General features: G+C 72.1%; 23 protein-coding genes. 18 read left to right on the forward strand and 5 right to left on the reverse strand.

Translation table 11 applies throughout. The features are described 5' to 3' along the window. The first annotated feature begins 12 nt into the window (after window positions 1–12). The 5 genes from B9S64_RS23460 to B9S64_RS23480 are packed head-to-tail and all read left to right on the forward strand — an operon-like array spanning window position 13 to window position 5,098. On the forward strand, window positions 13–1,002 hold the full coding sequence (locus B9S64_RS23460) for an ABC transporter permease (RefSeq protein ID WP_103490961.1): 990 nt from the start codon (window positions 13–15) through the stop codon (window positions 1,000–1,002). Then, complete coding sequence (locus B9S64_RS23465; RefSeq protein ID WP_103490962.1) at window positions 999–2,111, forward strand: ABC transporter ATP-binding protein; 1,113 nt, start codon at window positions 999–1,001, stop codon at window positions 2,109–2,111. The genes B9S64_RS23460 and B9S64_RS23465 overlap by 4 nt, the downstream gene beginning before the upstream one ends. After that, window positions 2,108–3,493, forward strand: a complete 1,386-nt coding sequence (locus B9S64_RS23470) for an ABC transporter ATP-binding protein (protein ID WP_103490963.1) — start codon at window positions 2,108–2,110, stop codon at window positions 3,491–3,493. Before B9S64_RS23465 ends, B9S64_RS23470 begins: the two co-directional genes overlap by 4 nt. Before the next feature lie 18 nt (window positions 3,494–3,511). Continuing rightward, entirely contained in the window at window positions 3,512–4,183 is a 672-nt protein-coding gene (locus B9S64_RS23475) for a trimeric intracellular cation channel family protein (RefSeq protein ID WP_028443681.1), read from the forward strand. A gap of 51 nt (window positions 4,184–4,234) precedes the next feature. After that, window positions 4,235–5,098 (forward strand): thioesterase family protein, encoded by an 864-nt coding sequence (locus tag B9S64_RS23480; protein ID WP_028443680.1) that lies wholly within the window; start codon window positions 4,235–4,237, stop codon window positions 5,096–5,098. A 78-nt stretch (window positions 5,099–5,176) separates the two neighbouring features. On the opposite strand, the gene B9S64_RS23485 is transcribed toward B9S64_RS23480, so the two are convergent. Further along, a complete protein-coding gene (locus B9S64_RS23485; protein ID WP_103490964.1) occupies window positions 5,177–6,010 on the reverse strand; it encodes an alpha/beta fold hydrolase in 834 nt (277 codons plus the stop codon). Between the two features lie 78 nt (window positions 6,011–6,088). After that, on the reverse strand, window positions 6,089–6,712 hold the full coding sequence (locus B9S64_RS23490) for a TetR family transcriptional regulator (RefSeq protein WP_093676615.1): 624 nt from the start codon (window positions 6,710–6,712) through the stop codon (window positions 6,089–6,091). Between the two features lie 106 nt (window positions 6,713–6,818). Between B9S64_RS23490 and B9S64_RS34585 the strand changes: the two genes are divergently transcribed. The 3 genes from B9S64_RS34585 (at window position 6,819) to B9S64_RS23500 (ending at window position 8,693) form a co-directional block, all read left to right on the forward strand. After that, window positions 6,819–6,974 (forward strand): hypothetical protein, encoded by a 156-nt coding sequence (locus B9S64_RS34585; protein ID WP_028443677.1) that lies wholly within the window; start codon window positions 6,819–6,821, stop codon window positions 6,972–6,974. An 83-nt stretch (window positions 6,975–7,057) separates the two neighbouring features. Beyond that, window positions 7,058–7,390, forward strand: a complete 333-nt coding sequence (locus B9S64_RS23495; RefSeq protein ID WP_103490965.1) for a DUF4190 domain-containing protein — start codon at window positions 7,058–7,060, stop codon at window positions 7,388–7,390. Between the two features lie 133 nt (window positions 7,391–7,523). Then, window positions 7,524–8,693 carry a cysteine desulfurase family protein gene (locus B9S64_RS23500; RefSeq protein WP_103490966.1) on the forward strand — a complete coding sequence of 390 codons (1,170 nt, stop codon included), beginning with the start codon at window positions 7,524–7,526 and terminating at the stop codon, window positions 8,691–8,693. Here the strand turns inward: B9S64_RS23500 and B9S64_RS23505 are convergent. Next, window positions 8,686–9,390, reverse strand: a complete 705-nt coding sequence (locus B9S64_RS23505; protein WP_103490967.1) for an N-acetylmuramoyl-L-alanine amidase — start codon at window positions 9,388–9,390, stop codon at window positions 8,686–8,688. The genes B9S64_RS23500 and B9S64_RS23505 overlap by 8 nt on opposite strands. 61 nt (window positions 9,391–9,451) lie before the next feature. Here B9S64_RS23505 and mnmA point away from each other — a divergent pair, with 61 nt between their 5' ends. Next, window positions 9,452–10,582: a tRNA 2-thiouridine(34) synthase MnmA gene (gene mnmA, locus B9S64_RS23510; RefSeq protein WP_103490968.1), complete on the forward strand. Its 1,131-nt coding sequence runs from the start codon at window positions 9,452–9,454 to the stop codon at window positions 10,580–10,582. Window positions 10,583–10,645: 63 nt separating this feature from the next. On the opposite strand, the gene B9S64_RS23515 is transcribed toward mnmA, so the two are convergent. Together B9S64_RS23515 and B9S64_RS23520 are read right to left on the reverse strand one after the other, a co-directional pair. Next, complete coding sequence (locus B9S64_RS23515; RefSeq protein ID WP_103490969.1) at window positions 10,646–11,446, reverse strand: alpha/beta fold hydrolase; 801 nt, start codon at window positions 11,444–11,446, stop codon at window positions 10,646–10,648. Between the two features lie 66 nt (window positions 11,447–11,512). Beyond that, on the reverse strand, window positions 11,513–11,866 hold the full coding sequence (locus B9S64_RS23520; RefSeq protein ID WP_103490970.1) for a DUF427 domain-containing protein: 354 nt from the start codon (window positions 11,864–11,866) through the stop codon (window positions 11,513–11,515). 79 nt (window positions 11,867–11,945) lie between these two features. Between B9S64_RS23520 and B9S64_RS23525 the strand changes: the two genes are divergently transcribed. From B9S64_RS23525 to gatB, 9 genes are all read left to right on the forward strand, one after another. Then, window positions 11,946–12,485 (forward strand): TIGR00730 family Rossman fold protein, encoded by a 540-nt coding sequence (locus B9S64_RS23525; RefSeq protein ID WP_028443670.1) that lies wholly within the window; start codon window positions 11,946–11,948, stop codon window positions 12,483–12,485. A 110-nt stretch (window positions 12,486–12,595) separates the two neighbouring features. Beyond that, window positions 12,596–13,285 carry an SDR family oxidoreductase gene (locus B9S64_RS23530; RefSeq protein ID WP_103490971.1) on the forward strand — a complete coding sequence of 230 codons (690 nt, stop codon included), beginning with the start codon at window positions 12,596–12,598 and terminating at the stop codon, window positions 13,283–13,285. Between the two features lie 97 nt (window positions 13,286–13,382). Beyond that, the gene (locus tag B9S64_RS23535) at window positions 13,383–14,408 is read left to right on the forward strand and encodes a methionine synthase (protein ID WP_103490972.1); all 1,026 of its coding nucleotides are present in this window, start codon (window positions 13,383–13,385) and stop codon (window positions 14,406–14,408) included. A gap of 30 nt (window positions 14,409–14,438) precedes the next feature. Further along, window positions 14,439–16,634, forward strand: a complete 2,196-nt coding sequence (ligA, locus tag B9S64_RS23540) for an NAD-dependent DNA ligase LigA (RefSeq protein ID WP_103490973.1) — start codon at window positions 14,439–14,441, stop codon at window positions 16,632–16,634. A gap of 299 nt (window positions 16,635–16,933) precedes the next feature. Then, window positions 16,934–19,114 (forward strand): bifunctional diguanylate cyclase/phosphodiesterase, encoded by a 2,181-nt coding sequence (locus tag B9S64_RS23545; RefSeq protein ID WP_109492233.1) that lies wholly within the window; start codon window positions 16,934–16,936, stop codon window positions 19,112–19,114. A gap of 168 nt (window positions 19,115–19,282) precedes the next feature. Further along, window positions 19,283–19,579 (forward strand): Asp-tRNA(Asn)/Glu-tRNA(Gln) amidotransferase subunit GatC, encoded by a 297-nt coding sequence (gene gatC, locus B9S64_RS23550; protein ID WP_014048481.1) that lies wholly within the window; start codon window positions 19,283–19,285, stop codon window positions 19,577–19,579. Window positions 19,580–19,584: 5 nt separating this feature from the next. Then, window positions 19,585–21,087 (forward strand): Asp-tRNA(Asn)/Glu-tRNA(Gln) amidotransferase subunit GatA, encoded by a 1,503-nt coding sequence (gene gatA, locus B9S64_RS23555; protein WP_103488971.1) that lies wholly within the window; start codon window positions 19,585–19,587, stop codon window positions 21,085–21,087. 5 nt (window positions 21,088–21,092) lie between these two features. Beyond that, window positions 21,093–21,326 (forward strand): hypothetical protein, encoded by a 234-nt coding sequence (locus tag B9S64_RS23560; RefSeq protein WP_103488972.1) that lies wholly within the window; start codon window positions 21,093–21,095, stop codon window positions 21,324–21,326. 16 nt (window positions 21,327–21,342) lie between these two features. Beyond that, window positions 21,343–22,851: an Asp-tRNA(Asn)/Glu-tRNA(Gln) amidotransferase subunit GatB gene (gene gatB, locus B9S64_RS23565; RefSeq protein ID WP_103488970.1), complete on the forward strand. Its 1,509-nt coding sequence runs from the start codon at window positions 21,343–21,345 to the stop codon at window positions 22,849–22,851. The last annotated feature ends 199 nt before the right edge of the window (window positions 22,852–23,050 follow it).

Genomic DNA, 23,050 nt, shown 5'->3' on the forward strand with positions numbered 1-23,050 from the left:
CGCCGCACGGCTGTGGCTGCGTACATCATCCGACGCGTCTTCGCCGCGGTGTTGCTGCTGCTGGTGGTCAGCGCAGTCACGTTCGCGATCTTCTTCCTCGTGCCCCGACTCGGCGGGCAGACCCTCGACTCGATGGCCGCCCAGTACGTCGGGAAGAGCCCCGACCCGGACGTCATCGCCGCGGTCAAGAAGAACCTGGGGCTCGACCAGCCCCTCTACCTCCAGTACTGGCACTTCATCAAGGGCATCGTCGTCGGCGCCGAGTACCAGTTCGGCCCCGACCCGGTCACCTGCAACGCCCCGTGCTTCGGCTACTCCTTCAAGACGCACACCGAGATCTGGCCGCAGATCGTCGACCGCATCCCGGTCACGCTCTCGCTGGCCGTCGGCGCGGCGGTCATCTGGGTCCTCTCCGGTGTCGCCACCGGTGTGGTCTCGGCGCTGAAGCGCGGCTCCATCTTCGACCGGCTCTCCATGGGCGTGGCCCTCGCCGGTGTCTCGCTCCCGATGTTCTTCACCGGCCTCGTCGTGCTGGCGATCTTCGGTAACGGTGAGTACGTCCCGTTCACCGAGAACCCACTCGAATGGGCCGGATCCCTGGTCCTTCCCTGGTGCACGCTCGCCCTGCTCTACTCCGCGCTCTACGCCCGGCTCACCCGGGCCGGGATGCTGGAGACGATGGGCGAGGACTACATCAGAACCGCCCGCGCCAAGGGCCTGAGGGAACGCAAGGTGGTCGTCAAGCACGGTCTGCGCGCGGCGCTCACCCCGCTCGTCACCATCTTCGGCATGGACTTCGCGCTGCTGCTCGGCGGCGCGGTCATCACCGAACGCGTCTTCTCCTTCCAGGGCATGGGCGCCATGGCCATCAACGGCGTGACCACCGCCGACCTGCCCAAGGTGATGGGCGTGACGCTGGTCGCCGCCTTCTTCATCGTTCTCTGCAACCTGCTGGTGGACCTCGTGTACGCCGCGATCGACCCCCGGGTGAGGCTCTCATGAGCGAGGTAGACAAGAAGAAGTCCCCGGCGCCGGACGCCTCCCAGGGCTCGGTCCCCGCACCCCGGGACGCGTCGGACGGCGCCAAGGAGTTCCTCTCCGTACGCAACCTCAGCGTCCACTTCGACACCGACGACGGCCTGGTCAAGTCCGTGGACGGCGTCAGCTTCGACCTGAAGGCCGGTCAGACCCTGGGCATCGTCGGTGAGTCCGGGTCCGGCAAGTCCGTGACCTCGCTGGGGATCATGGGCCTGCACACCTCGGAGCGGGCCCGGATCGGCGGTGAGATCTGGCTCGACGGCGAGGAGTTGATCGGGGCCGGACCCGAGCGCGTACGGAAGCTGCGTGGCCAGAAGATGGCCATGATCTTCCAGGACCCGCTGTCGGCCCTGCACCCGTACTACAGCATCGGCGCGCAGATCGTGGAGGCCCACCGGGTCCACCACAAGGTCGACAAGAAGACCGCGAAGAAGCGCGCGATCGAGATGCTCGACCGGGTCGGCATCCCCGAGCCGCAGCGCCGTTACGAGGACTACCCGCACCAGTTCTCCGGCGGGATGCGCCAGCGCGCGATGATCGCGATGGCCCTGGTCAACAACCCCAGGCTGCTGATCGCCGACGAGCCGACGACCGCCCTCGACGTGACCGTCCAGGCACAGATCCTCGACCTGATCCGGGACCTCCAGAAGGAGTTCGGCTCCGCGGTCGTCATGATCACCCACGACCTCGGCGTCGTCGCCGAGATCGCGGACAGCCTGCTCGTGATGTACGCCGGCCGCTGCGTCGAACGCGGCACGGCGGAAGAGGTCTTCTACCAGCCGCAGCACCCCTACACCTGGGGGCTGCTCGGCTCGATGCCCCGGATCGACCGGGAGCAGACCGAGCGGCTCGTCCCGGTCAAGGGCTCGCCGCCCAGCCTCATCAACGTCCCGTCCGGCTGCGCCTTCCATCCCCGCTGCCCGTACGCCGACGTGCCCCCGGACAACATCACCCGCACCGAACGCCCGGAGCTGAAGCAGGCCGGCGACGGCGAGGGACACTACTCCGCGTGCCACATGACGCGTGAGCAGCGGGACCGGATCTGGACCGAAGAGATTGCGCCGAAGCTGTGACTGATCTGAAGAACAAGGCCGCCGCGGCGTCCGCGGAGCAGGCGGACGGGTCGGAGCCGCTCCTCAAGGTCAGCGGCCTGGTCAAGCACTTCCCGATCACCAAGGGCGTGCTCAAGCGCAAGGTCGGAGCGGTCCAGGCCGTCGACGGGCTGAGCTTCGACGTGCGGCCCGGGGAGACCCTGGGCGTCGTCGGTGAGTCGGGCTGCGGCAAGTCCACCATGGGACGGCTGGTGACCCGGCTGCTGGAGCCGACCGGCGGCACGATCGAGTTCCAGGGCAAGGACATCACCCACATGTCGGCGGGCCGGCTGCGTCCGATGCGCCGGGACATCCAGATGATCTTCCAGGACCCGTACGGTTCGCTGAACCCGCGCCACACGGTCGGCGGGATCGTCGGGACCCCCTTCCGGCTCCAGGGCGTCACGCCCGAGGGCGGTGTGAAGGCGGAGGTGCAGCGGCTGCTGGAGCTGGTCGGGCTCAACCCCGAGCACTACAACCGCTACCCGCACGAGTTCTCCGGCGGCCAGCGCCAGCGCATCGGCATCGCCCGCGCGCTCGCGCTCAAGCCGAAGCTCGTCGTCGCGGACGAGCCGGTGTCGGCGCTGGACGTGTCGATCCAGGCCCAGGTGGTGAACCTGCTGGACGACCTCCAGGACGAGCTCGGCCTCACGTACCTGATCATCGCGCACGACCTGTCGGTGATCCGGCACGTCTCGGACCGGATCGCGGTCATGTACCTCGGCAAGATCGTCGAGCTGGCCGACCGCGGCTCGCTGTACGAGGCGCCCATGCACCCGTACACGAAGGCGCTCATGTCGGCGGTCCCGGTGCCGGACCCGCGCCGGCGCGGTGCGAAGAGCGAGCGCATCCTGCTCAAGGGCGACGTGCCCTCGCCGATCTCGCCGCCCACGGGCTGCCGCTTCCACACCCGGTGCTGGAAGGCGACGCAGATCTGCAAGACGACCGAGCCGCCGCTGATCCAGCTGAAGACCGGGCACCAGGTGGCCTGCCACCACCCGGAGAACGGCGAGGACCAGGCCCCGGGGGACGCGCCGCTGGAGGCGGACGTCATCACGGTGGCACCGGCCAGGACCCCTGAGGCACCCGAGCCTGAGGCGCCCGTCGCGCCGGAGGCCCCGGAGGTCGCGGAGGCCGCGGCCGGGGAGGCGCCTGAGGCTTCGGAGGTCGCGGAGGCCGTGGAGCCGGAGGCCGCAGCCGGGAAGGCACCGGAAGCCGCGGAGGCGCCGGAGCCTGCGGCTGCCGAGGCGCCGGAAGCCGCCGAGGCAGAGGAATCATCGAAGGTCGCCGAGCCGGCCGCCGAGGAGTCCCCCAAGGCCGCCGAGCCGGCCGCCGGGGACGCGGAGGGCAAGGCCAAGGAGTAGGACCGGCACAATTGTCCGGTGCTCAACGAACTCTTCACCCCCTCCGTCCAGCACGCGCTCGACATCGTCGGAATCTTCGTCTTCGCGATCTCGGGCGCGCTGCTCGCCGTACGCAAGAACTTCGATGTCTTCGGCATCGCCGTTCTCGCCGAGGTGACAGCGCTGGGCGGGGGGATCTTCCGTGATGTGATCATCGGGGCCATTCCCCCGGCGGCCTTCACCGACCTCGGCTACTTCACCACCCCGCTGCTCGCCGCCGGGCTGGTCTTCTTCCTGCACCCGCACGTGGAGCGCATCCAGGTCGGCGTCAACGTCTTCGACGCGGCCGGGCTGGGCCTCTTCTGCGTGGCCGGCACGGTCAAGGCGTACGACTACGGGCTCGGCCTCACCTCGTCCGCCACCCTGGGGCTGGCCACCGCGGTCGGGGGCGGTGTGCTGCGCGACGTGCTGGCCAACGAGGTCCCGTCGCTGCTGCGCTGGGACCGTGACCTCTACGCGGTGCCCGCGATCGTCGGCTCGGTGATGGTCGTCCTCTGCATCCGGTTCGACGCCCTCAACGCGTACACCAGCACCCTCGCCGTGGTCACCGCGTTCGTGCTGCGTCTGCTGGCCCTGCGCTACCACTGGCGGGCGCCGCGCGCCTACAACCGGCGCTCCTCGCGGGCGGAGGAGACCTCGTCGGGCACCTGAGCCGAATAGAAAGCTACCGCTCAGTAATAGGATCGGTGTACCGTGCGAGGCATGGCACAGGCAGCAGCTCGGGCGCGCGACGCGCAGGCGACCATCGGTGACAGCGAGTTCGACCGCGACACGGCGGTGACCCTGCGGGAGAAGGGCGTCTACGACGCCGAACTCTCCGCGGGCTGGACGATCATCCAGGCCGTCAACGGCGGTTATCTGCTCGCGATGCTGGGCCGGGCGCTGAGCGACGCCCTTCCGCACTCCGACCCCTTCTCCGTCTCCGCGCACTACCTCACGGCCTCGTCCCCCGGCCCCGCCGTGATCCGCACCCAGACCGTCCGTACCGGCCGGACCCTCTCCACCGGTCAGGCCTCGCTCTTCCAGTACGCCGAGGACGGCACCGAGGTCGAGCGCATCCGGGTGCTCGCCACCTACGGCGACCTGGACGGGCTCACCGACGAGGTCCGTACGTCCGCCGAGCCGCCCGCCATCCCGCCGCGCGAGGACTGCCTCGGCCCGGGCGACGGCCCGGCGCCGATCCCCGGCAGCTCCGCCATCACCGAGCGGCTCGACATCAAGCTCGACCCGGCGACCGTCGGCTGGGCCGTCGGCGCACCGTCCGGCAAGGGCGAGATGCGGGGCTGGTTCGGCCTCGCGGACGGCCGGGACCCGGACCCGTTCTCGCTGCTGCTGACGGTGGACGCGCTGCCGCCGACCGCCTTCGAGCTGGGGCTGAAGGGCTGGACGCCCACCATCGAGCTGACCACCCACATCCGCTGCCGCCCGGCCCCTGGCCCCCTCCGGGTCTCCATCACCACCCGCAACCTCGCGGGCGGCTTCCTGGAGGAGGACGCCGACGTGTGGGACAGCGCCGGACGCCTGGTGGCCCAGTCGCGTCAGCTGGCCCGCGCCCCGCGCGGCTGAGACCGGCCGGGCCCGCTCACCCGCTCACCCGCTCCCTCGGTCCCGACGCCCGCCGCCCGTCGGCCGGGGCCGCCGCCGTCAGGGGGCCGTACGCAAGAAGCGGGTGAGCGCGGCGGTCAGTTCGGCGGGCGCGTCCTCCTGGACGAGGTGCCCGGCCCCGTCGATCAGCTGTAGCCGGGCGTCCGGGATCAGCGCGGCGAGTTCATGGGCGCGGGCGACCGGGATCCAGGTGTCCTCGGTGCCCCAGCAGATCAGGACGGGCAGGTCCAACTCCCCGTAGCGGCCCTGGATCTCGTCCGTGAACCGCTGGTCGTTCTGGGCGATCTGCCGGTAGAAGGCGGGCTGTCCGGACTCGGTGCACCAGGGGCCGGTGAGCCGGTCGAGCACCGCCGGGCGCAGGCCGAGGTGGCTCGCGGAGCCCACGTACTCCCTGACCAGGGCGCGGTGCAGGTCCGGCGGGAGGGCGCCGAAGACCTCGGGCCGGCCGCCGAACAGCCGGTAGACCGGCGAACCCCAGGGGGCCAGGGCCACCGGGTCGACCAGCGCGAGGCGGCTGTAGCGGACGCCGTGCAGGAGGCGGGCGCGCAGGGCGACGCAGCCGCCGAAGTCGTGGGCCACCACGGCGGGTCCGCTCAGCCCCCAGTGGCCGGTCAGCTCGGCCAGCACCCGGCCCTGGGCCCTCAGCGACACGTCCTGGCCGTCGTACTGGGCCGACGTCCCGTAGCCGGGCAGGTCCCACACGTACACCTGGTGGTCCTGGGCCAGCGCACGGGCGATGCCGCGCCAGACGTACGAGGAGAAGGGCGTCCCGTGCACCAGGACCACGGGGGGCGCCTCCTCGGGGCCGAGCGCGGCCCAGCGCACCTCGCCCGAGGAGCTGTCGAAGGTCCGGTCGAGAATCCAGTCGGTCATGGCGACGAGGCTAAGGGGTGTCCCGCCAGGGATGACGGGACAGCCCTCAACGGCTGTTCCGGCGCCGTGCGGGGGGTGTCAGCAGTCCAGCCAGTGCGCGCGGCCCAGGGTGACCAGGCGCAGCCTGCGCCGGGCGGTGCGGACGACCTCGCGTTCCTCCTCGGGGCCGGCCGCGTCCAGCAGCGCGGAGGCGGTGAGCACCATGTGGTCGACGTACAGGCCGGCCAGCATCAGGAGGTCGGGCCGGTCCCAGCCGGCCGACTCGGGTTCCGTGGCGACCGCCGCCGCCACCTCCTCGGTGAACGCGCGCACCTGGGCGGCTATCGCCTCCCGCACCGGGCCCACTCCGCCGTGCTGCTCCCGGGCGATGAACCGGAAGTGCGCGGGCCGCGCGGCGACATGACGGGCGATCAGCTCGACGCTTCGGTCCAGGCGCTCCTCGCTGTCACCGGTGTCGGCCAGCACCGCCCCGATCATGCCGTGCAGGCTGCCCAGCGCCTCCTCCACGAGGGCCACCCCGAGCGCCGCCATGCCGTCGAAGTGCCGGTAGAAGGCGGTCGGGGTCACACCCGCGTTCCGCGTCACCTCGCGCAGGCCGAGGCTGCTGAGGCTCTGGTGCTCCAGCAGGGTCAGCGCCGCGTCCAGCAGGGCCTGGCGGGTCCTCAGCTTCTGGGCCTGGCGGACGCCGGGGGTGTGACTCATGCCATTCAGTAAACAACTGTTCTCCGACCGGAGGAAGGGGCAGGCGCACTAGACTGGATAGTCAGTGAACAGTCGTACTCCGACCTGTTCACGGAAAGGGGCTCACATGTTCGTCCTCGTCGCCGCTCTGCTCCTGCTGGGTGTCGTCCTCGGAGCCGTCGCCCATCTGCCGGTGCCCCTGGCCCTCACCGCGGCGGGCCTGATCGGGGTCTGGCTGGTGGCCTTCGCGGTCCGTGAGGGCTTCACCCGCCGGACCCGCTGACCGCCACCGCCCCGGCCCTTCCCGCCTCTTCCCCGGCCGTGATCCGGCCGGGTCCCCCCACCGGAACCGGAGGTGTCCGCACCATGGCACTCACCAGCACACCGGGCCCTCGCACCACCCGGGCCCCTCGCACCACCCAGGCCCCTCACGCCCCTCACGCCCCTCGCGCCCCTCGCGCCTCCCGTGAGGCGGACGGGCTGGCGGTCGCCTCGTTCGTCCTCGGGCTGCTGGGCCTCCTCGTGATGAACATCCTGCTGGGGCCCGCCGCGATCGTGATGGCCTGCCTGGCGCTGGCCCGCTCCACCGCGCGGCGCGGCCGCGCCTTGCTGGGTCTCGCCCTCGGCGTCGCCGACCTGGTCGTCCTCGCGGTCCTGGTCACCGTGAACGGCACCGTCTCCTGGAGCTTCGGGGGCTGAACGCGCGTCCCCGGGACCGCGTGCGCGGGTGCCTCGTCCCGGTCCGGCGGCGCCCCGGCCGGGCCCCGCCCGACGGCGGTGAGGCCATGCGCCTGCCGTGAGCCCCATGGGGGGCTCGTAGACTCGGGGCATCATGGCCTACCTCGACCACGCCGCGACCACGCCGATGCTTCCGGAGGCGATCGCGGCGATGACCGCGCAGCTCGCCGTCACCGGCAACGCGTCCTCCCTGCACGCAGCCGGGCGCCGTGCCCGCCGTACCGTCGAGGAGTCGCGGGAGACCCTCGCCGACGCTCTCGGCGCCCGCCCCAGCGAGGTGGTCCTCACCTCCGGCGGCACCGAGGCCGACAACCTCGCCGTGAAGGGCCTGTACTGGGCCCGGCGCGACGCCGACCCCCGGCGCACCCGGGTGCTGGCCAGCCCCGTGGAGCACCACGCTGTGCTGGACGCCGTGGACTGGCTCGCCGAGCACGAGGGCGCCAGGGTCGAGTACCTCCCCGTCGACGGGTACGGGCGCGTCCACCCGGACGCCCTGCGCGAGGCGGTCCTGCGCGACCCGGACGACGTCGCGATGATCACCGTGATGTGGGCCAACAACGAGATCGGCACCGTCATGCCGGTCCGCGAACTGGCCGAGGTCGCCCAGGAGTTCGGCGTACCGATGCACGCGGACGCGGTCCAGGCCTTCGGGCAGCTGGACGTCGACTTCGCCCGCTCGGGGCTGGCCGCGATGACGGTGAGCGCCCACAAGATCGGCGGACCGTTCGGCATCGGCGCCCTGCTCCTCGGCCGCGACCAGAGCCCCGTCCCCGTGCTGCACGGCGGCGGACAGGAACGGCACGTGCGCTCCGGGACCCTGGACGTGCCCGCCGTGGCCGCCTTCGCGGTCGCCGGACGGCTGGCCGCCGAGCGGCGCGAGCACTTCGCCCAGGAGATTGGTGCGCTGCGCGACTCCCTGGCCGAAGCCGTGCTGCGGGCCGTCCCGGACGCCGTCCTCGGCGGCGACCCGGCCCCCGGCGGCCGGCTCCCCGCCAACGCGCACTTCACCTTCCCCGGCTGCGAGGGCGACTCCCTGCTGCTGCTGCTCGACGCCCAGGGCATCGCCTGCTCCACCGGCTCCGCGTGCACGGCGGGGATCGCCCAGCCCAGCCATGTGCTGCTGGCCACCGGCACGGACCCCGACCTGGCCCGGGGCACCCTGCGCTTCTCGCTCGGCCACACCTCGACGAAGCGGGACGTCGACGACGTCGCCCGCGCCATCGGACCGGCCGTGGAGCGCGCCAGGACGGCCGGACTCAGCTAGCGGACCCGGCGGACGGACCGGCCGACGGATCGGTGGACGCCGCACGCACCAGCCTCATGTAGCGCTTCCAGTCCCAGTGCGGACCGGGATCGGTGTGATCGGTGCCGGGCACCTCCACGTGGCCGATGACGTGCTCGCGGTCGACCGGGATGCCGTGACGGGCGCATATCGAGGCCGTCAGCCGGGCCGACGACTCGTACATCTCCCGCGTGAAGTCCTGGGGGCGGTCCACGAAGCCCTCGTGCTCGATCCCCACGCTGCGCTCGTTGAACGAGCGGTTGCCCGCGTGGTACGCCACGTCCAGCTCACGGATCATCTGCGTCACCCGGCCGTCCTTGCCCACGACGTAGTGCGACGCCGCCCGGTGCGAGGGGTCCTGGAAGACCCGGACCGCGCTCGCGTAACTGCCCTGCGTGACGTGGATGATCACCCGGTCCACGGCGTAGTCGTCGGGGCGGTCGGCCCGCCGCCAGTTCGCCTCGGAGGCGGCGACCCAGCGCGCGCCCGCGTAGTCCAGCTCGCCCGGCTCGCGGGGCCGCCCCACCCCCGGCACCCGCCACCACAGGCGCCGGATCTCCTGAGCGGCCAGCGCGCCGCCGCCCACGACGGCCGCGCCGCCGCCGATGAGCAGGCTGCGTCTGCTGATGCCGTGCGCGGGTCCCTTACCCGGCGAACCGGCGTTCCTGTTGGTCCCCATGCGAGCGACAACGCATATCGGCGAGCATTCGGTTCCCGGGGCCCCGTACCCTGGACGGGCTATGACTCAGACCTCCCAGCGCCCCCTCCGTGTGCTCGCCGCCATGTCGGGCGGTGTGGACTCCGCCGTCGCGGCGGCCCGCGCCGCCGAAGCAGGCCACGACGTGACCGGTGTGCACCTCGCCCTCTCCGCCAACCCGCAGTCCTTCCGGACCGGGGCGCGGGGCTGTTGCACCATCGAGGACTCCCGTGACGCCCGCCGCGCGGCCGACGTCATCGGCATCCCGTTCTACGTCTGGGACCTGGCGGAACGCTTCCGCGAGGACGTCGTGGAGGACTTCGTCGCGGAGTACGAGGCGGGGCGCACCCCCAACCCGTGCCTGCGCTGCAACGAGAAGATCAAGTTCGCCGCGCTCCTGGACAAGGCGCTGGCCCTCGGTTTCGACGCCGTCTGCACCGGCCACTACGCCACCGTCGTGCTGGACGAGGACGGCGGCCGGGAGCTGCACCGCGCCTCCGACATGGCCAAGGACCAGAGCTATGTGCTGGGCGTCCTGGACGAGAAGCAGCTCGCGCACGCGATGTTCCCGCTCGGCGACACCCTCACCACCAAGGACGAGATCCGGGCCGAGGCCGAGCGCCGTGGCCTGGCCGTCGCCAAGAAGCCGGACAGCCACGACATCTGCTTCATCGCGGACGGCGACACCCAGGGCTTCCTCGCTAGCCGCCTCGGCGGACCGGCCGAGGGCGACATCGTCGACGAGTCGGGCGCCAAGGTCGGCACCCACGAGGGCGCCTTCGGCTTCACGATCGGCCAGCGCAAGGGCCTGCGCATCGGCCACCCCGCCCCGGACGGCAAGCCGCGCTACGTCCTGGACATCTCCCCGGTGAACAACACGGTCACCGTCGGCCCGGTGGAGGCCCTCGACGTCACCGCCCTCACCGCCGTCCGGCCCCGCTGGTGCGGCACCCCCCCGGCCGGCTCCGGTACGTACACCGCACAGCTCCGGGCCCACGGCGGCGAGAGCGAGGTGACGGCGGAGCTGGCCGACGGCACCCTGTACGTCACCTTCGCCGAGCCGGTCCGCGGCGTGGCCCCCGGCCAGGCGGTCGTGCTCTACGACGGCACCCGGGTGGTCGGCTCGGCCACCATCGCGACGACGGTCCGGCGGGAGACGGCGGCCGCGGGCTGAGGCCGGACCGACCGCGCGGTCCGCGTCCGACCCCTGTACGGACGCGGACCGCGCGGAGCGCTGTCAGGACGGCAGGTGCGCGATCACGTCCCGGGTGAAGAAGTCCGTCAGCACCGGGGCGACGGCCTGCGGCGCCAGTTCCCGGGTCTGTCCGGTCAGCGTGCGGTGCCGGGCCCGGGGAATCGCCGCCGCGAGGGCGAGCGTCGTCTCATGGGCCCGAGCGGTGCTGAAACCGCCGGTCACCACCAGGGTGCGGGCCGTCACGGCGGCGAACCGCCCGGTGGGGACCTCCCCCGTGCCCAGGAGGGCGTCGTCGTAGGCCAGGGTGGGCGCCACCGCCTCCAGGCCCGCCCACAGCGGCGCCCGACGCATCCGGGCGATCACCGCCTCCGGGACGCCCGTACGGGCCAGGTGCAGCGCGACGGCACCCGCCCGGTCACCGGCCGACAGCAGCGCGTGGAGTTCGGCCGTGCAGCGTGCCTTGTACGCCCGGCCGGCGGGCCCCGGGGTGTACGGCGGCTCGAAGACCGCGAGCCGTAGCGCGGGCACCCCCGCGGCCTGCGCCTCCAGCGCCAGCGCCCCGCCCGACAGCATCCCGAACACCGAGACCCGCTCGCCCGCCCGCGCGACCACCGCCGCGAGGTCCTCGATCTCCCGGCGCACCGCCCAGGGCCCGGTGTCCCCGCTCGCTCCCCGCCCCCGGCGGTCGTACGTGAACACCGTGAAGCGCGGCTCCAGCAGGGCCGCCAGCGGCTCCTCGTCCGCCGCGGTGCCCAGCGCGCCCCCGACCAGTACCACCGGCGGTCCGTCGCCCCGGCGGCGATACGCGATCGGCGTGCCGTCACGGGAGAGAGTCTTGTCCATGCGGGGGTGGACCGACGGGCCGCACGGAACTCATCGGTGCGGCGGAAAAATGTTTCTGACGGTCAGTCAGTCACGCGCCGGACCGTCGTCCGGGAGGACCTCCGTGTCGTAGAAGCAGTAGTGGCCACGGATCGCGGCGACCTGTTCCTTCGGCTTCGGATAGGCCCAGACGGCGTCCGTCGCCCCGGGGACCGACCAGTAGGACGCGTCCCCCTTGAACGGGCAGTGGGTGCGCGTGCCGGACGGCGTCAGCAGCTCGGTGCGCACGTCCTCGGGCGGCAGGTAGTAGCGGGGCGGGCAGCCCGTCTCACGCAGTACGAGCGGGCGGCGGCTCTCGGCGAGCACCCGCCCGTCCCGGACGGCGCGCACGTGCTCGGTGCCGGGCTCGACGGTGATGCGGTGTCCTGGGATGTCTCTCATGACTGTTTCAGCCGACGGCGGGCCCTGTTTCTTCCCCGCCCCGGGTCCGGGTGTCGGTGGTGGCCCGTACGGTAGCGGCATGAACATCTGTGTCTTCCTCTCCGCCGCCGACCTCGACGACCGCTACACCGTGCCCGCGCGGGAATTCGCCGAACTTCTGGGCAGGGGCGGGCACACCCTGGTCTGGGGCGGGTCGGAGAGCGGGCTCATGAAGGTCGTCGCCGACGGGGTGCAGGAGGCCGGCGGGCGGCTCGTGGGGGTGTCGGTGGACTTCCTCGCCGCGAAGGCCCGGACGAACGCCGACGAGATGGTCATAGCCAAGGACCTGGCCGAGCGCAAGGCGCTCCTCCTGGAGAAGTCCGACGCGATCGTGATCATGGTCGGTGGCACCGGGACGCTGGACGAGGCCACCGAGATCCTGGAGCTGAAGAAGCACGGCAAGCACACCAAGCCGGTCGTCCTGCTGAACACCGCGGGCTTCTACGACGGTCTGCGCCAGCAGTTCCGGCGCATGGAGGACGAGGGCTTCCTGCCGGTGCCCCTCACCGACCTGGTCTTCTTCGCCGAGGACGGGGTGGGCGCCCTCGCCTACCTGGAGGAGTCGGCCGGCATGCTGTGACCCCGCACGGGCCGGGGCGGCCCGGGACGAACGGGCGCGACCGGGTGGGACCGGGCGCGGACGCGGCGGGCGGCCGCGTCGGCGACCTGCGGTGATGCGAGCATGAGGGCATGGCTACTCATCTCATCACCGGCGCCGGTTCCGGTATCGGCGCGGCCGTCGCCCGCCGCCTCCGCGAGCGCGGCGACGACCTCGTCCTGCTGGCGCGGGACGCGGGCCGCGCCAAGGAGCTCGCCGCGCTCCACCCCGGATCCCGCACCCTCGTAGGGGACCTCGGCAACCCCGACCGGCTGTCCTGGGCGTTCGGGCAGCAGCCCATGCCCGAGCGGCTGGACTCGCTGCTGCACATCGCCGGGGTGGTCGAGCTGGGCCAGATCGGCGAGCTCACGCCCAAGTCCTGGCACTTCCAGCTCAACGCCAACCTGGTCGCCCCCGCCGAGCTGACCCGGCTGCTGCTGCCCCAGCTCCGGGTCGCCCAGGGACACGTCGTCTTCGTGAACTCGGGCGCCGGTCTCGCCGCGCACGCCGAGTGGGGCGCGTACGCCGCGAGCAAACACGGGCTGAAGGCCCTCGCCGACTCGCTGCGCCACGAGGAGCACGGGAACGGCGTCCGGGTCACCTCCGTCTACCCGGGGCGCACCGCCAGCCCCATGCAGGCCAAGGTCCACCAGCAGGAGGGCAAGGAGTACGACGCCTCCCGCTGGATGGACCCGGAATCGGTCGCCACCACGATCCTGCTGGCCCTCGACCTCCCCCGGGACGCCGAGATCAACGACCTGACGGTCCGCCCCGGACGCTGAGGCGGGGCCCGGCCCCAGGAGGCCGGCCCCGGCCCGGCCCGGCCACCGACACCGGCGGCCGGGCCGGGCTGTCCGACGCGGCCCGTAGGCTTCCGGGGTGAGCGAGAAGAGCAAGTTCAGCGCGTACGCCGCCACCGGCATCGGGTCCATGCCGGGAGGTGACGCACGCGAGGCCGCCAAGACCGTCGTGGGGTCCTTCGCCGACGGGCGGGGCCTCGTCCACCTGCCGGAGCTGCCCGCACGCGGGCCAGGCGCCGACATGATCGGGCGGACGGTCGGCCTGCTGGAGGAGATGTACGGACATGTCGAGCCCAGCGGGTGGCGGATCAGCGACCGGCCCGGCCGCGACACCCGCCGGGCCCGCTCCTGGCTCGGTGAGGACCTGGACGCCCTGGAGGAGTTCACCCAGGGCTACGAAGGACTGCTCAAGGTCCAGGCCGTCGGACCCTGGACCCTGGCCGCCTCCCTGGAACTGCGCGGCGGCGAGGCGATGGTGGCCGACCCCGGAGCCTGCCGCGACCTGGCGGGCTCGCTGGCCGAGGGGCTGCGCGGGCACCTGGCCGAGGTGCGGCGCAGGGTTCCCGGTGCCGAGGTCGTCCTCCAGCTCGACGAACCCTCCCTCACCGCCGTGCTGCGCGGGCGGGTCCGGTCGGCGAGCGGCTACCGCACCTACCGGGCGGTGGACCGCCAGGTCGTCGAAGGGGCCCTGCGTGACCTGCTCGCGGTCAACGACGGCGGGCCGACCACCGTCCACTCCTGCGCCCCCGAGGTGCCCTTCGCCCTGCTGCGGCGGGCCGGGGCGGGTTCCGTCTCGTTCGACTTCTCCTTGCTCACCGAGGGTGAGGAGGAGGCGATCGGGGAAGCCGTCGAAAGCGGTACCCAGCTTCTGCTCGGTGTCGTCCCGGGCCTCGACGGTGCCTCGACCGCATTGTCGGACCCGGGCGGTAGCGTCATGGGGGTCAGGACGTTGTGGAGCAGGCTGGGGCTGAATCCGGGGACTCTCGCCGAGTCCGTGGTGATCACCCCTTCCTGCGGACTGGCGGGCGCGTCACCCGCCTACGCGCGGGCCGCGCTCGCCCACTGCGTCCGGGCCGCGAGATCACTCGCGGACAACCCTGAGTAGCGGGGTCGGGTCGACAGGAGGAACGGGACGATGGCCGGCGAACAGCAGGCGCGGGAGCTGACAGGCGTGTCCGCCGAGGCGCGGGAGCGGCACGCGCTCCTGTCCGAGCAGATCGAGGAGCACCGCTTCCGGTACTACGTGAAGGACCAGCCGGTCGTCAGCGACGCCGAGTTCGACCGGCTGATGCGCGAGCTGGAAGGCATCGAGGAGCGGAACCCGCAGCTGCGCACCCCCGATTCACCGACCCAGAAGGTCGCCGGGCCGTACACGACGGAGTTCACCTCCGTCGAGCACCGCGAGCGCATGCTCTCCCTGGACAACGCCTTCGACGACGCGGAGCTGGCCACCTGGGCCGACCGCGTCGCCAAGGACGTGGGCCGCCCCGGCTACCACTTCCTGTGCGAGCTGAAGGTCGACGGCCTCGCCGTCAACCTCACCTACGAGCACGGCAGGCTCACCCGCGCGGCGACCCGTGGCGACGGCCGCACCGGTGAGGACATCACCCCCAACATCCGCACCATCGCCGAGATCCCGCACCGCCTGACGGGCGACCACGTCCCCGCGCTGGTCGAGATCCGCGGCGAGGTCTACTTCCCGATGGAGGCGTTCGAAGGGCTCAACGCCCGGCTGGTGGAGGCCGGGGACAAGCCCTTCGCCAACCCGCGCAACGCGGCGGCCGGTTCCCTGCGCCAGAAGGACCCGAAGGTCACCGCCACCCGCCCGCTGCACATGGTGGTGCACGGCATCGGCGCCCGCGAGGGCTTCGACATCGACCGGCTCTCCCACGCGTACGACCTGCTGCGCGGGTGGGGCCTGCCGACCGCCCGGCACAACAAGGTGGTCGGCTCCCTGGACGACGTGCGGGCGTTCATCCGGTACTTCGGCGAGAACCGCCACTCCGTGGAGCACGAGATCGACGGGGTCGTCGTGAAGCTGGACGAGATCCCGCTCCAGGGCCGCCTCGGTTCGACCTCCCGCGCCCCGCGCTGGGCGATCGCCTGGAAGTACGCGCCCGAAGAGGTCAACACCAAGCTGGTCAACATCCGCGTCGGCGTCGGACGCACCGGCAGGGTCACGCCCTACGCCCAGGTCGAGCCGGTCGAAGTGGCCGGTTCCGAGGTCGAGTTCGCCACCCTCCACAACCAGAACGTCGTGAAGGACAAGGGCGTCCTGATCGGCGACACGGTGGTCCTCCGCAAGGCCGGTGACGTCATCCCGGAGATCCTCGGCCCGGTGGTGGACCTGCGCGACGGCAGCGAACACGAGTTCGTCATGCCCACGGCCTGCCCCGAGTGCGGGACACCGCTCAAGGCCATGAAGGAGGGCGACGTCGATCTCCGCTGCCCCAACGCGCGTTCCTGCCCCGCCCAGTTGCGGGAACGGGTGGCCTATCTCGCGGGCCGCAAGTGCCTGGACATCGACCACTTCGGCTATGTCGCGGCGGCGGCCCTCACCCAGCCGCTGGAGCCGGCCGAGGCACCGCTGAAGGACGAGGGGGACCTCTTCTCCCTGACGGTGGACCAGCTCCTGCCGATCAGGGCCTACGTCCTGGACCCGGACAGCGGCCTGCCCAAGCGTGATCCGAAGACCGGGGAGGAGAAGATCGCGACGGTCTTCGCCAACCAGCAGGGCGAGCCGAAGAAGAACACCCTCGCCCTGCTCGACGGCATCGCCGCCGCCAAGCAGGCGCCGCTGGCCCGGATCCTCACCGGGCTGTCGATCCGCCACGTCGGCCCCGTGGCCGCCGTCGAACTGGCCCGCCAGTTCCGTTCCGTCGAGCGCATCGACGAGGCGTCCGAGGAGGAGCTGGCCGCCGCCGACGGTGTCGGCCCGATCATCGCGGCCTCGGTCAAGCAGTGGTTCGCCGAGCCCTGGCACCGCGAGATCCTGCGTAAATGGCGTGAGGCCGGGGTGCGGACACAGGACGAGGGCGCGGGAGAGGACCAGGGCCCGCGCCCCCTCGAAGGGCTCACCGTCGTCGTCACCGGCACACTGGCCGGCCACACCCGGGACGGCGCGAAGGAGGCGCTCCAGAAGCAGGGGGCCAAGGTGACCGGATCCGTGTCGAAGAAGACCTCCTTCGTCGTGGTGGGTGACAACCCCGGCTCCAAGTACGACAAAGCGATGCAGCTGAAGGTGCCCGTCCTCGACGAGGAGGGCTTCGCCGTGCTCCTCGGGCAGGGGCCCGAAGCGGCCCGCGAGGCCGCCGTGACCGCCGAGGCCTGATCGAGGCGCGATCGAGACACCGCCCGGCGCGTGGCACCGGGCGGCAGGGGAAGGAACCGGAGGGGAAGGAGAGCCGCCTCCGTACCGTCACCACCCGTTCGGCGCACCGCGGACGGCGCGGGTGTCAGGTCCGCATTCGGGCAAGAGCTGTAGAGCGCTGCCCCTCGGGGCCCTCGGCGGCCTACTGTTGAACGTGCACCTGCCGTGCCCCGGCCGCGTGGTGGGATGCGGGCCGCGGTGGCATGGGAGCGGGGGCCACCGTGGGACACATCGGCACCGCCGGCTGTGAGAGGGACGGAATGGAACCGACCGAGAGCACCGCGACGGTGTCACGGCCACGGGGTCTCGCGGACCTCGCGAAGAAGCTGGTCCCCGCGCAGACGGGCACGATCCCGAAGGTGGGGGCCTTCGTCGTCGCGGTCGCCGGCCTGCAACTCGCGACCGGCTTCTACCAGGCCGTCCGCGACGGCCACGCCCTCTTCCCGGACGGCACCGCGGGCTGGTCGCTCGCCCTGCTCACCGGCATCGTCGTCGGCCATCTGGTCGCCCTCGGACGCGACCGCTGGTGGGGCGGGACCGGATCCGGGGCCGCCCTCACCCTCTCGGTGCTGCTGCTGTACGGCTGGGTGCCCGCCGGACTGGTCAGCCTCGTGGTGGTGGTGCTCGTCGGCACCGCCCGCCGGCACCGCTGGCGGCAAGGACTGCTCCACGGCGCCGTGGACATACTCGGCATCGGCGCCGCCGCCCTCGTCCTGGCCGCCTTCGGCGACGTGGCCACCGTGGAGTCGCCCTGGCGCCCACTCCACTGGGGTATCGGCGCCGTACCGGAAGTGCTCCTCGCCGCCTGCGCCTACCTCCTCGTCACCCGGTTCCTGCTCTGGTACGCCCACGCCTCCCAGAGCGGCCAACTGCCCACCGTCGCCCGCACCGCGCTCCTGCGCCAGAGCCTCGTCGCCGTCGCCCTGATCGGGATCACCCCGCTGATCTGCGTGGTGGCCTCCGTCATGCCCGTCCTGCTGCCCCTGTTCGCCGTGCCGCTGATCGCGCTGGACTCCACGCTCTGGATCGCCCGCGCCCGCGCCGAGGAGCAGCTGCGGGACCCGCTGACGGGGCTCCCCAACCGGCAGTGGCTCCTGGAGCGGACCTGGACCGCCCTGGAGGACGCCGAGGGCACCGGCACCCGCACCGCCCTCGTCCTCATCGACCTCGACCGCTTCCGCGCCGTCAACGACACCCTCGGCCACCTCGCCGGAGACCGGCTGCTGCTCCAGATCGCCGAACGTCTCCGTCTCGCCCTGCCGCGCGGCGCCGAGGCCGCGCGGCTCGGCGGCGACGAGTTCGCCGTCCTGCTGCCGACCGCGGACTCCACCACCAGCGCCCAGCGGGTCGCCCGCCATCTCGTCGCCGAACTCTCCTCGCCCCTCGGCCTGGACGGACTCACGCTGGTGCTGGAGGCCAGCGCCGGTGTCGCCGTCCACCCCGACCACGCGCTGGACGCCGAGGGGCTGCTGCGCCGCGCCGACGTCGCGATGTACCAGGCCAAGCGCGACCGCACCGGCGTGGAGGTGTACGAGTCCAAGCGCGACAGCAACACCCCGGACCGGCTCGGACTGCTGGGCGACCTGCGCCGCGCCCTGGACGCCCGGGAGGTGGAGCTGCACTACCAGCCCAAGGTCCGCTTCGACGGCCAGGTCGCGGGCCTCGAAGCGCTCGTCCGCTGGGTGCACCCGGAGCGCGGACGGGTCCCCCCGGACGAGTTCATCGCCATCGCGGAGTCCTCGGGCCTGATGCCGCACCTCACCGAGTACGTCCTGGAGACGGCCCTCGCCCAGGTCGCCCGGTGGCGCGCGCAGGGGCTGTTCGTGCCGGTCGCCGTCAACGTCTCGCCGCGCGACGTCCACACCCCGGGCTTCGCCGGCAGCGTCGCCGCCCGGCTGGCCCGGCACGGTGTCCCGGCCGCCGCGCTGCAACTGGAGATCACCGAGCACGTGCTGCTGGAGGACCCGCAGCGCGCCGCCGACACCATGGCCGGGCTCACCGCGCACGGCGTGAAGATGTCCCTGGACGACTTCGGCACCGGGTACTCCTCGCTGGTGCACCTGCGGAAGCTGCCCGTCAGCGAACTCAAGATCGACCGCTCGTTCGTGGCGCGGCTCGCCGTCGACACGGAGGACGCCGAGATCGTCCGCTGCACCATCGACCTGGCCCACTCGCTCGGCCTGCTGGTCGTCGCCGAGGGCGTGGAGGACGACGAGACCTGGGAGCGGCTGCGGGACCTGCGCTGCGACGCGGTCCAGGGATGGCTGGTCGCCGCCGCGATGCCGCCGCTGGAGACGACGGCCTGGCTGCGGGCCCGCGGCGAGCGCGGATGGCGGCGTCCGGCCGAGCTGAGGGCGGCCGCGGCCGCCGCGGCGCTCCCCGCCGAGCGGGACCCCCGCTCCACGGGCCGCGCGCTCAACCCCGGCCCGGCCACGGCCTGAACGGCACCCGTCGGGGCGGCCCGTGGGACCGGGCCGCCCGCCGCCCCGGGGCCGTCCCGGCCCGGATCGCCGAGCGTTGTCCACAGGCTCGCCGCCGAGTCCTCCGGCGACCCCATAGGATTGGGACCTTGAACCCACTTTGCCTAACCGAACCCTGAGGATCGCCGCATGCCTGGCATCACGCGCGAGGAGGTCGCCCACCTCGCCCGGCTGGCGCGTCTTGAACTGAAGGGCGAAGAGCTCGAACACTTCGCCGGTCAGCTCGACGACATCATCGGCGCGGTCGCCCGCGTCTCCGAGGTCGCCGACCAAGACGTACCGCCGACCTCCCACCCGCTGCCGCTGACCAACGTCATGCGGGCGGACGAGGTCCGTCCCTCGCTCACCCCCGCGCAGGCGCTCTCCGGAGCCCCGGCCCAGGAGCAGCAGCGTTTCAAGGTGCCGCAGATCCTGGGGGAGGACTAACAGCCATGACGGACATCAGCACCATCATCAAGCTCACGGCCGCGCAGATCGCCGAGAAGATCGCGTCCGGCGAGCTGACGGCCGTCGAGGTCACCGAGGCCCACCTGGCCCGGATCGAGGCCGTCGACGAGAAGGTCCACGCCTTCCTGCACGTCGACCGCGAGGGCGCCCTCGCGCAGGCCCGCGCCGTCGACGCCAAGCGTGAGGCCGGCGAGAAGCTCGGCCCGCTGGCCGGCGTCCCGCTCGCGCTCAAGGACATCTTCACCACCCGGGACATGCCGACCACCGTCGGCTCGAAGATGCTCGAAGGCTGGGTGCCGCCGTACGACGCGACCCTCACGACGAGGCTGAAGGCCGCCGACGTCGTCATCCTCGGCAAGACCAACATGGACGAGTTCGCCATGGGGTCCTCCACCGAGAACAGCGCCTACGGCCCGACCGGCAACCCCTGGGACCTCACCCGGATCCCGGGCGGCTCCGGCGGCGGTTCCTCCGCCGCGCTCGCCTCCTTCGAGGCCCCGCTCGCCATCGGTACGGACACCGGCGGCTCCATCCGCCAGCCCGCGGCCGTCACCGGCACCGTCGGCGTCAAGCCCACCTACGGCGGCGTCTCGCGCTACGGCATGGTCGCCTTCTCCTCCTCCCTCGACCAGGGCGGCCCCTGCGCCCGCACGGTCCTGGACGCGGCCCTGCTGCACGAGGCCATCGGCGGCCACGACCCGATGGACTCCACCTCCATCGACGCCCCGGTCCCGCCGGTCGTCGAGGCCGCGCGCAACGGCTCGGTGGCGGGCATGCGCGTCGGCGTCGTCAAGCAGTTCTCCGGCGAGGGGTACCAGGCCGGTGTCGTCCAGCGCTTCGAGGAGTCCGTCGAGCTGCTGACGTCGCTCGGCGCCACGGTCGTCGAGCTGGACTGCCCGTCCTTCGACCTCGCGCTGTCGGCGTACTACCTCATCGCGCCGTCGGAGTGCTCCTCCAACCTGGCCCGCTTCGACGCCATGCGCTACGGCCTGCGGGTCGGGGACGACGGCACCCGCTCCGCCGAGGACGTCACCGCGCTCACCCGCGAGGCCGGCTTCGGCGACGAGGTCAAGCGCCGCGTCATCCTCGGTACGTACGCGCTCAGCTCCGGCTACTACGACGCGTACTACGGCTCGGCCCAGAAGGTCCGCACCCTCATCACCCAGGACTTCGAGAAGGCGTTCGAGCAGGTGGACGTCATCGTCTCGCCGACGACGCCCACCACCGCCTTCCCGATCGGTGAGCGCGCCGACGACCCGATGGCGATGTACCTCGCGGACCTGTGCACCATCCCGACCAACCTCGCGGGCAACTCCGCCATGTCGCTGCCCTGCGGTCTGGCCCCGGAGGACGGCCTGCCGGTCGGCTTGCAGATCATCGCCCCCGCCATGAAGGACGACCGGCTGTACAAGGTCGGAGCCGCCGTCGAGGCCGCCTTCGTGGAAAGGTGGGGGCACCCGCTGCTCGAGGAGGCTCCGTCACTGTGACCGCCATGACCAAGAAGGCCAAGAACTTCAAGAAGTCCAAGTCCGGTGTGTACCTGTCGCTCGGCACCACCGCCTTCGGCGCGCTGAGCGTCGCCAAGCAGGCCAGGCTCGCCCGCCAGGAGAACGACACGCTCCGGCTCATCGACGCCGCCGTCTCGGCCGCGGCGATCGTGACCGGCATGGCCATCCTCTACCGCGAACTCAAGCGTCTCGGCGACGACGACGTCCTGCTGGGCTGAGAGGGAAAGTTTCACCGTGACTGTCATTGACCTGGAGTCGTACGAGGACGCCCTCGCGACGTACGACCCCGTCATGGGCCTGGAGGTCCATGTCGAGCTCGGCACCAAGACCAAGATGTTCTGCGGCTGTTCCACCGAGCTCAAGCAGGACGCCAACTCGCAGACGTGCCCGGTCTGCCTCGGCCTGCCGGGCGCGCTGCCGGTGGTCAACGAGATCGGCGTCGAGTCCGCGATCAAGATCGGCCTCGCGCTCAACTGCGAGATCGCCGAGTGGTGCCGCTTCGCCCGGAAGAACTACTTCTATCCGGACATGCCGAAGAACTTCCAGACCTCCCAGTACGACGAACCGATCGCCTTCGACGGCTATCTGGACGTCCAGCTGGAGGACGGGGAGATCTTCCGCGTGGAGATCGAGCGCGCCCACATGGAGGAGGACACCGGCAAGTCGACGCACGTCGGCGGTGCCACCGGCCGCATCCACGGCGCGTCGCACTCCCTGCTCGACTACAACCGCGCGGGCATCCCGCTCATCGAGATCGTCACCAAGCCGATCGAGGGCGCCGGCGCGCGGGCACCCGAGGTCGCCAAGGCGTACGTCGCCGAGCTCCGTGAGCTCATCAAGGCGCTCGGCGTCTCGGAGGCCCGGATGGAGATGGGCCAGATGCGCTGCGACGTGAACCTCTCGCTGCGCCCCAACGGCACCAAGACGTTCGGCACGCGCTCCGAGACGAAGAACGTCAACTCGCTCCGCTCCGTCGAGCGCGCCGCCCGCTTCGAGATCCAGCGCCACGCCGCGGTGCTGAACTCCGGCGGGACGATCGTGCAGGAGACCCGGCACTTCCACGAGGAGGACGGCTCCACCACGGCCGGCCGCATCAAGGACAACGCCGAGGACTACCGCTACTTCCCCGAGCCGGACCTGGTGCCGGTCGCCCCTGCCCGCGACTGGGTCGAGGAGCTCCGCAAGGGCCTCCCCGAGCTTCCCCGGCTGCGCCGCAAGCGGCTGAAGGAGGAGTGGGGTGTCAACGAGCACGACATGCAGTCCATCCTCAACGCCGGCGCGGTCGACCTGATCGTCGCCACGACGGACGCGGGCGCCCCCTCGGACCAGGCCCGCAAGTGGTGGATGGGCGAGCTGGCCCGTAACGCCAACGAGACCGGCCGCGGCCTGGACGAGCTGCCGATCACCCCGGCGCAGGTCGCCCGGGTGGCCGCGCTCGTCGCCGCGGGCGACCTCAACGACAAGCTGGCCCGCCAGGTCATCGAGGGCGTCCTCGCGGGCGAGGGCGACCCGGACACCGTCGTGGAGAAGCGCGGTCTGAAGGTCGTCTCGGACGAGGGCGCGCTGTCCACGGCCGTGGACGAGGCCATCGCGGGCAACGCTGCCGTCGCGGACAAGATCCGCGGCGGCAAGGTCGCGGCGGCGGGCGCGCTCGTCGGCGCGGTCATGAAGGCCACCCGTGGCCAGGCGGACGCGGCACGCGTGCGCGAGCTGATCCTGGAGAAGCTCGGCGTCGAGGGCTGACACCGAGCGACCCCCGAAGGGGGCGGCCCCACCCGCTCAGGCGGTGGAGCCGCCCCTTTCCCGTTCCCGGCCCGGTCCTGTGACCATGGCCACGAAACGGGCAAATGATCACTAATGGCTGAGAGAGTGACGGCTGTCAGGTCATGCGACTTTCACGGGATGTTTCCTTCGTCTCCCGTCGGGGTCCACGAACCCGCAG

Origin of the sequence: Streptomyces sp. SM18, from assembly GCF_002910775.2 — a bacterium.
GTDB lineage: Bacteria > Actinomycetota > Actinomycetes > Streptomycetales > Streptomycetaceae > Streptomyces > Streptomyces halstedii.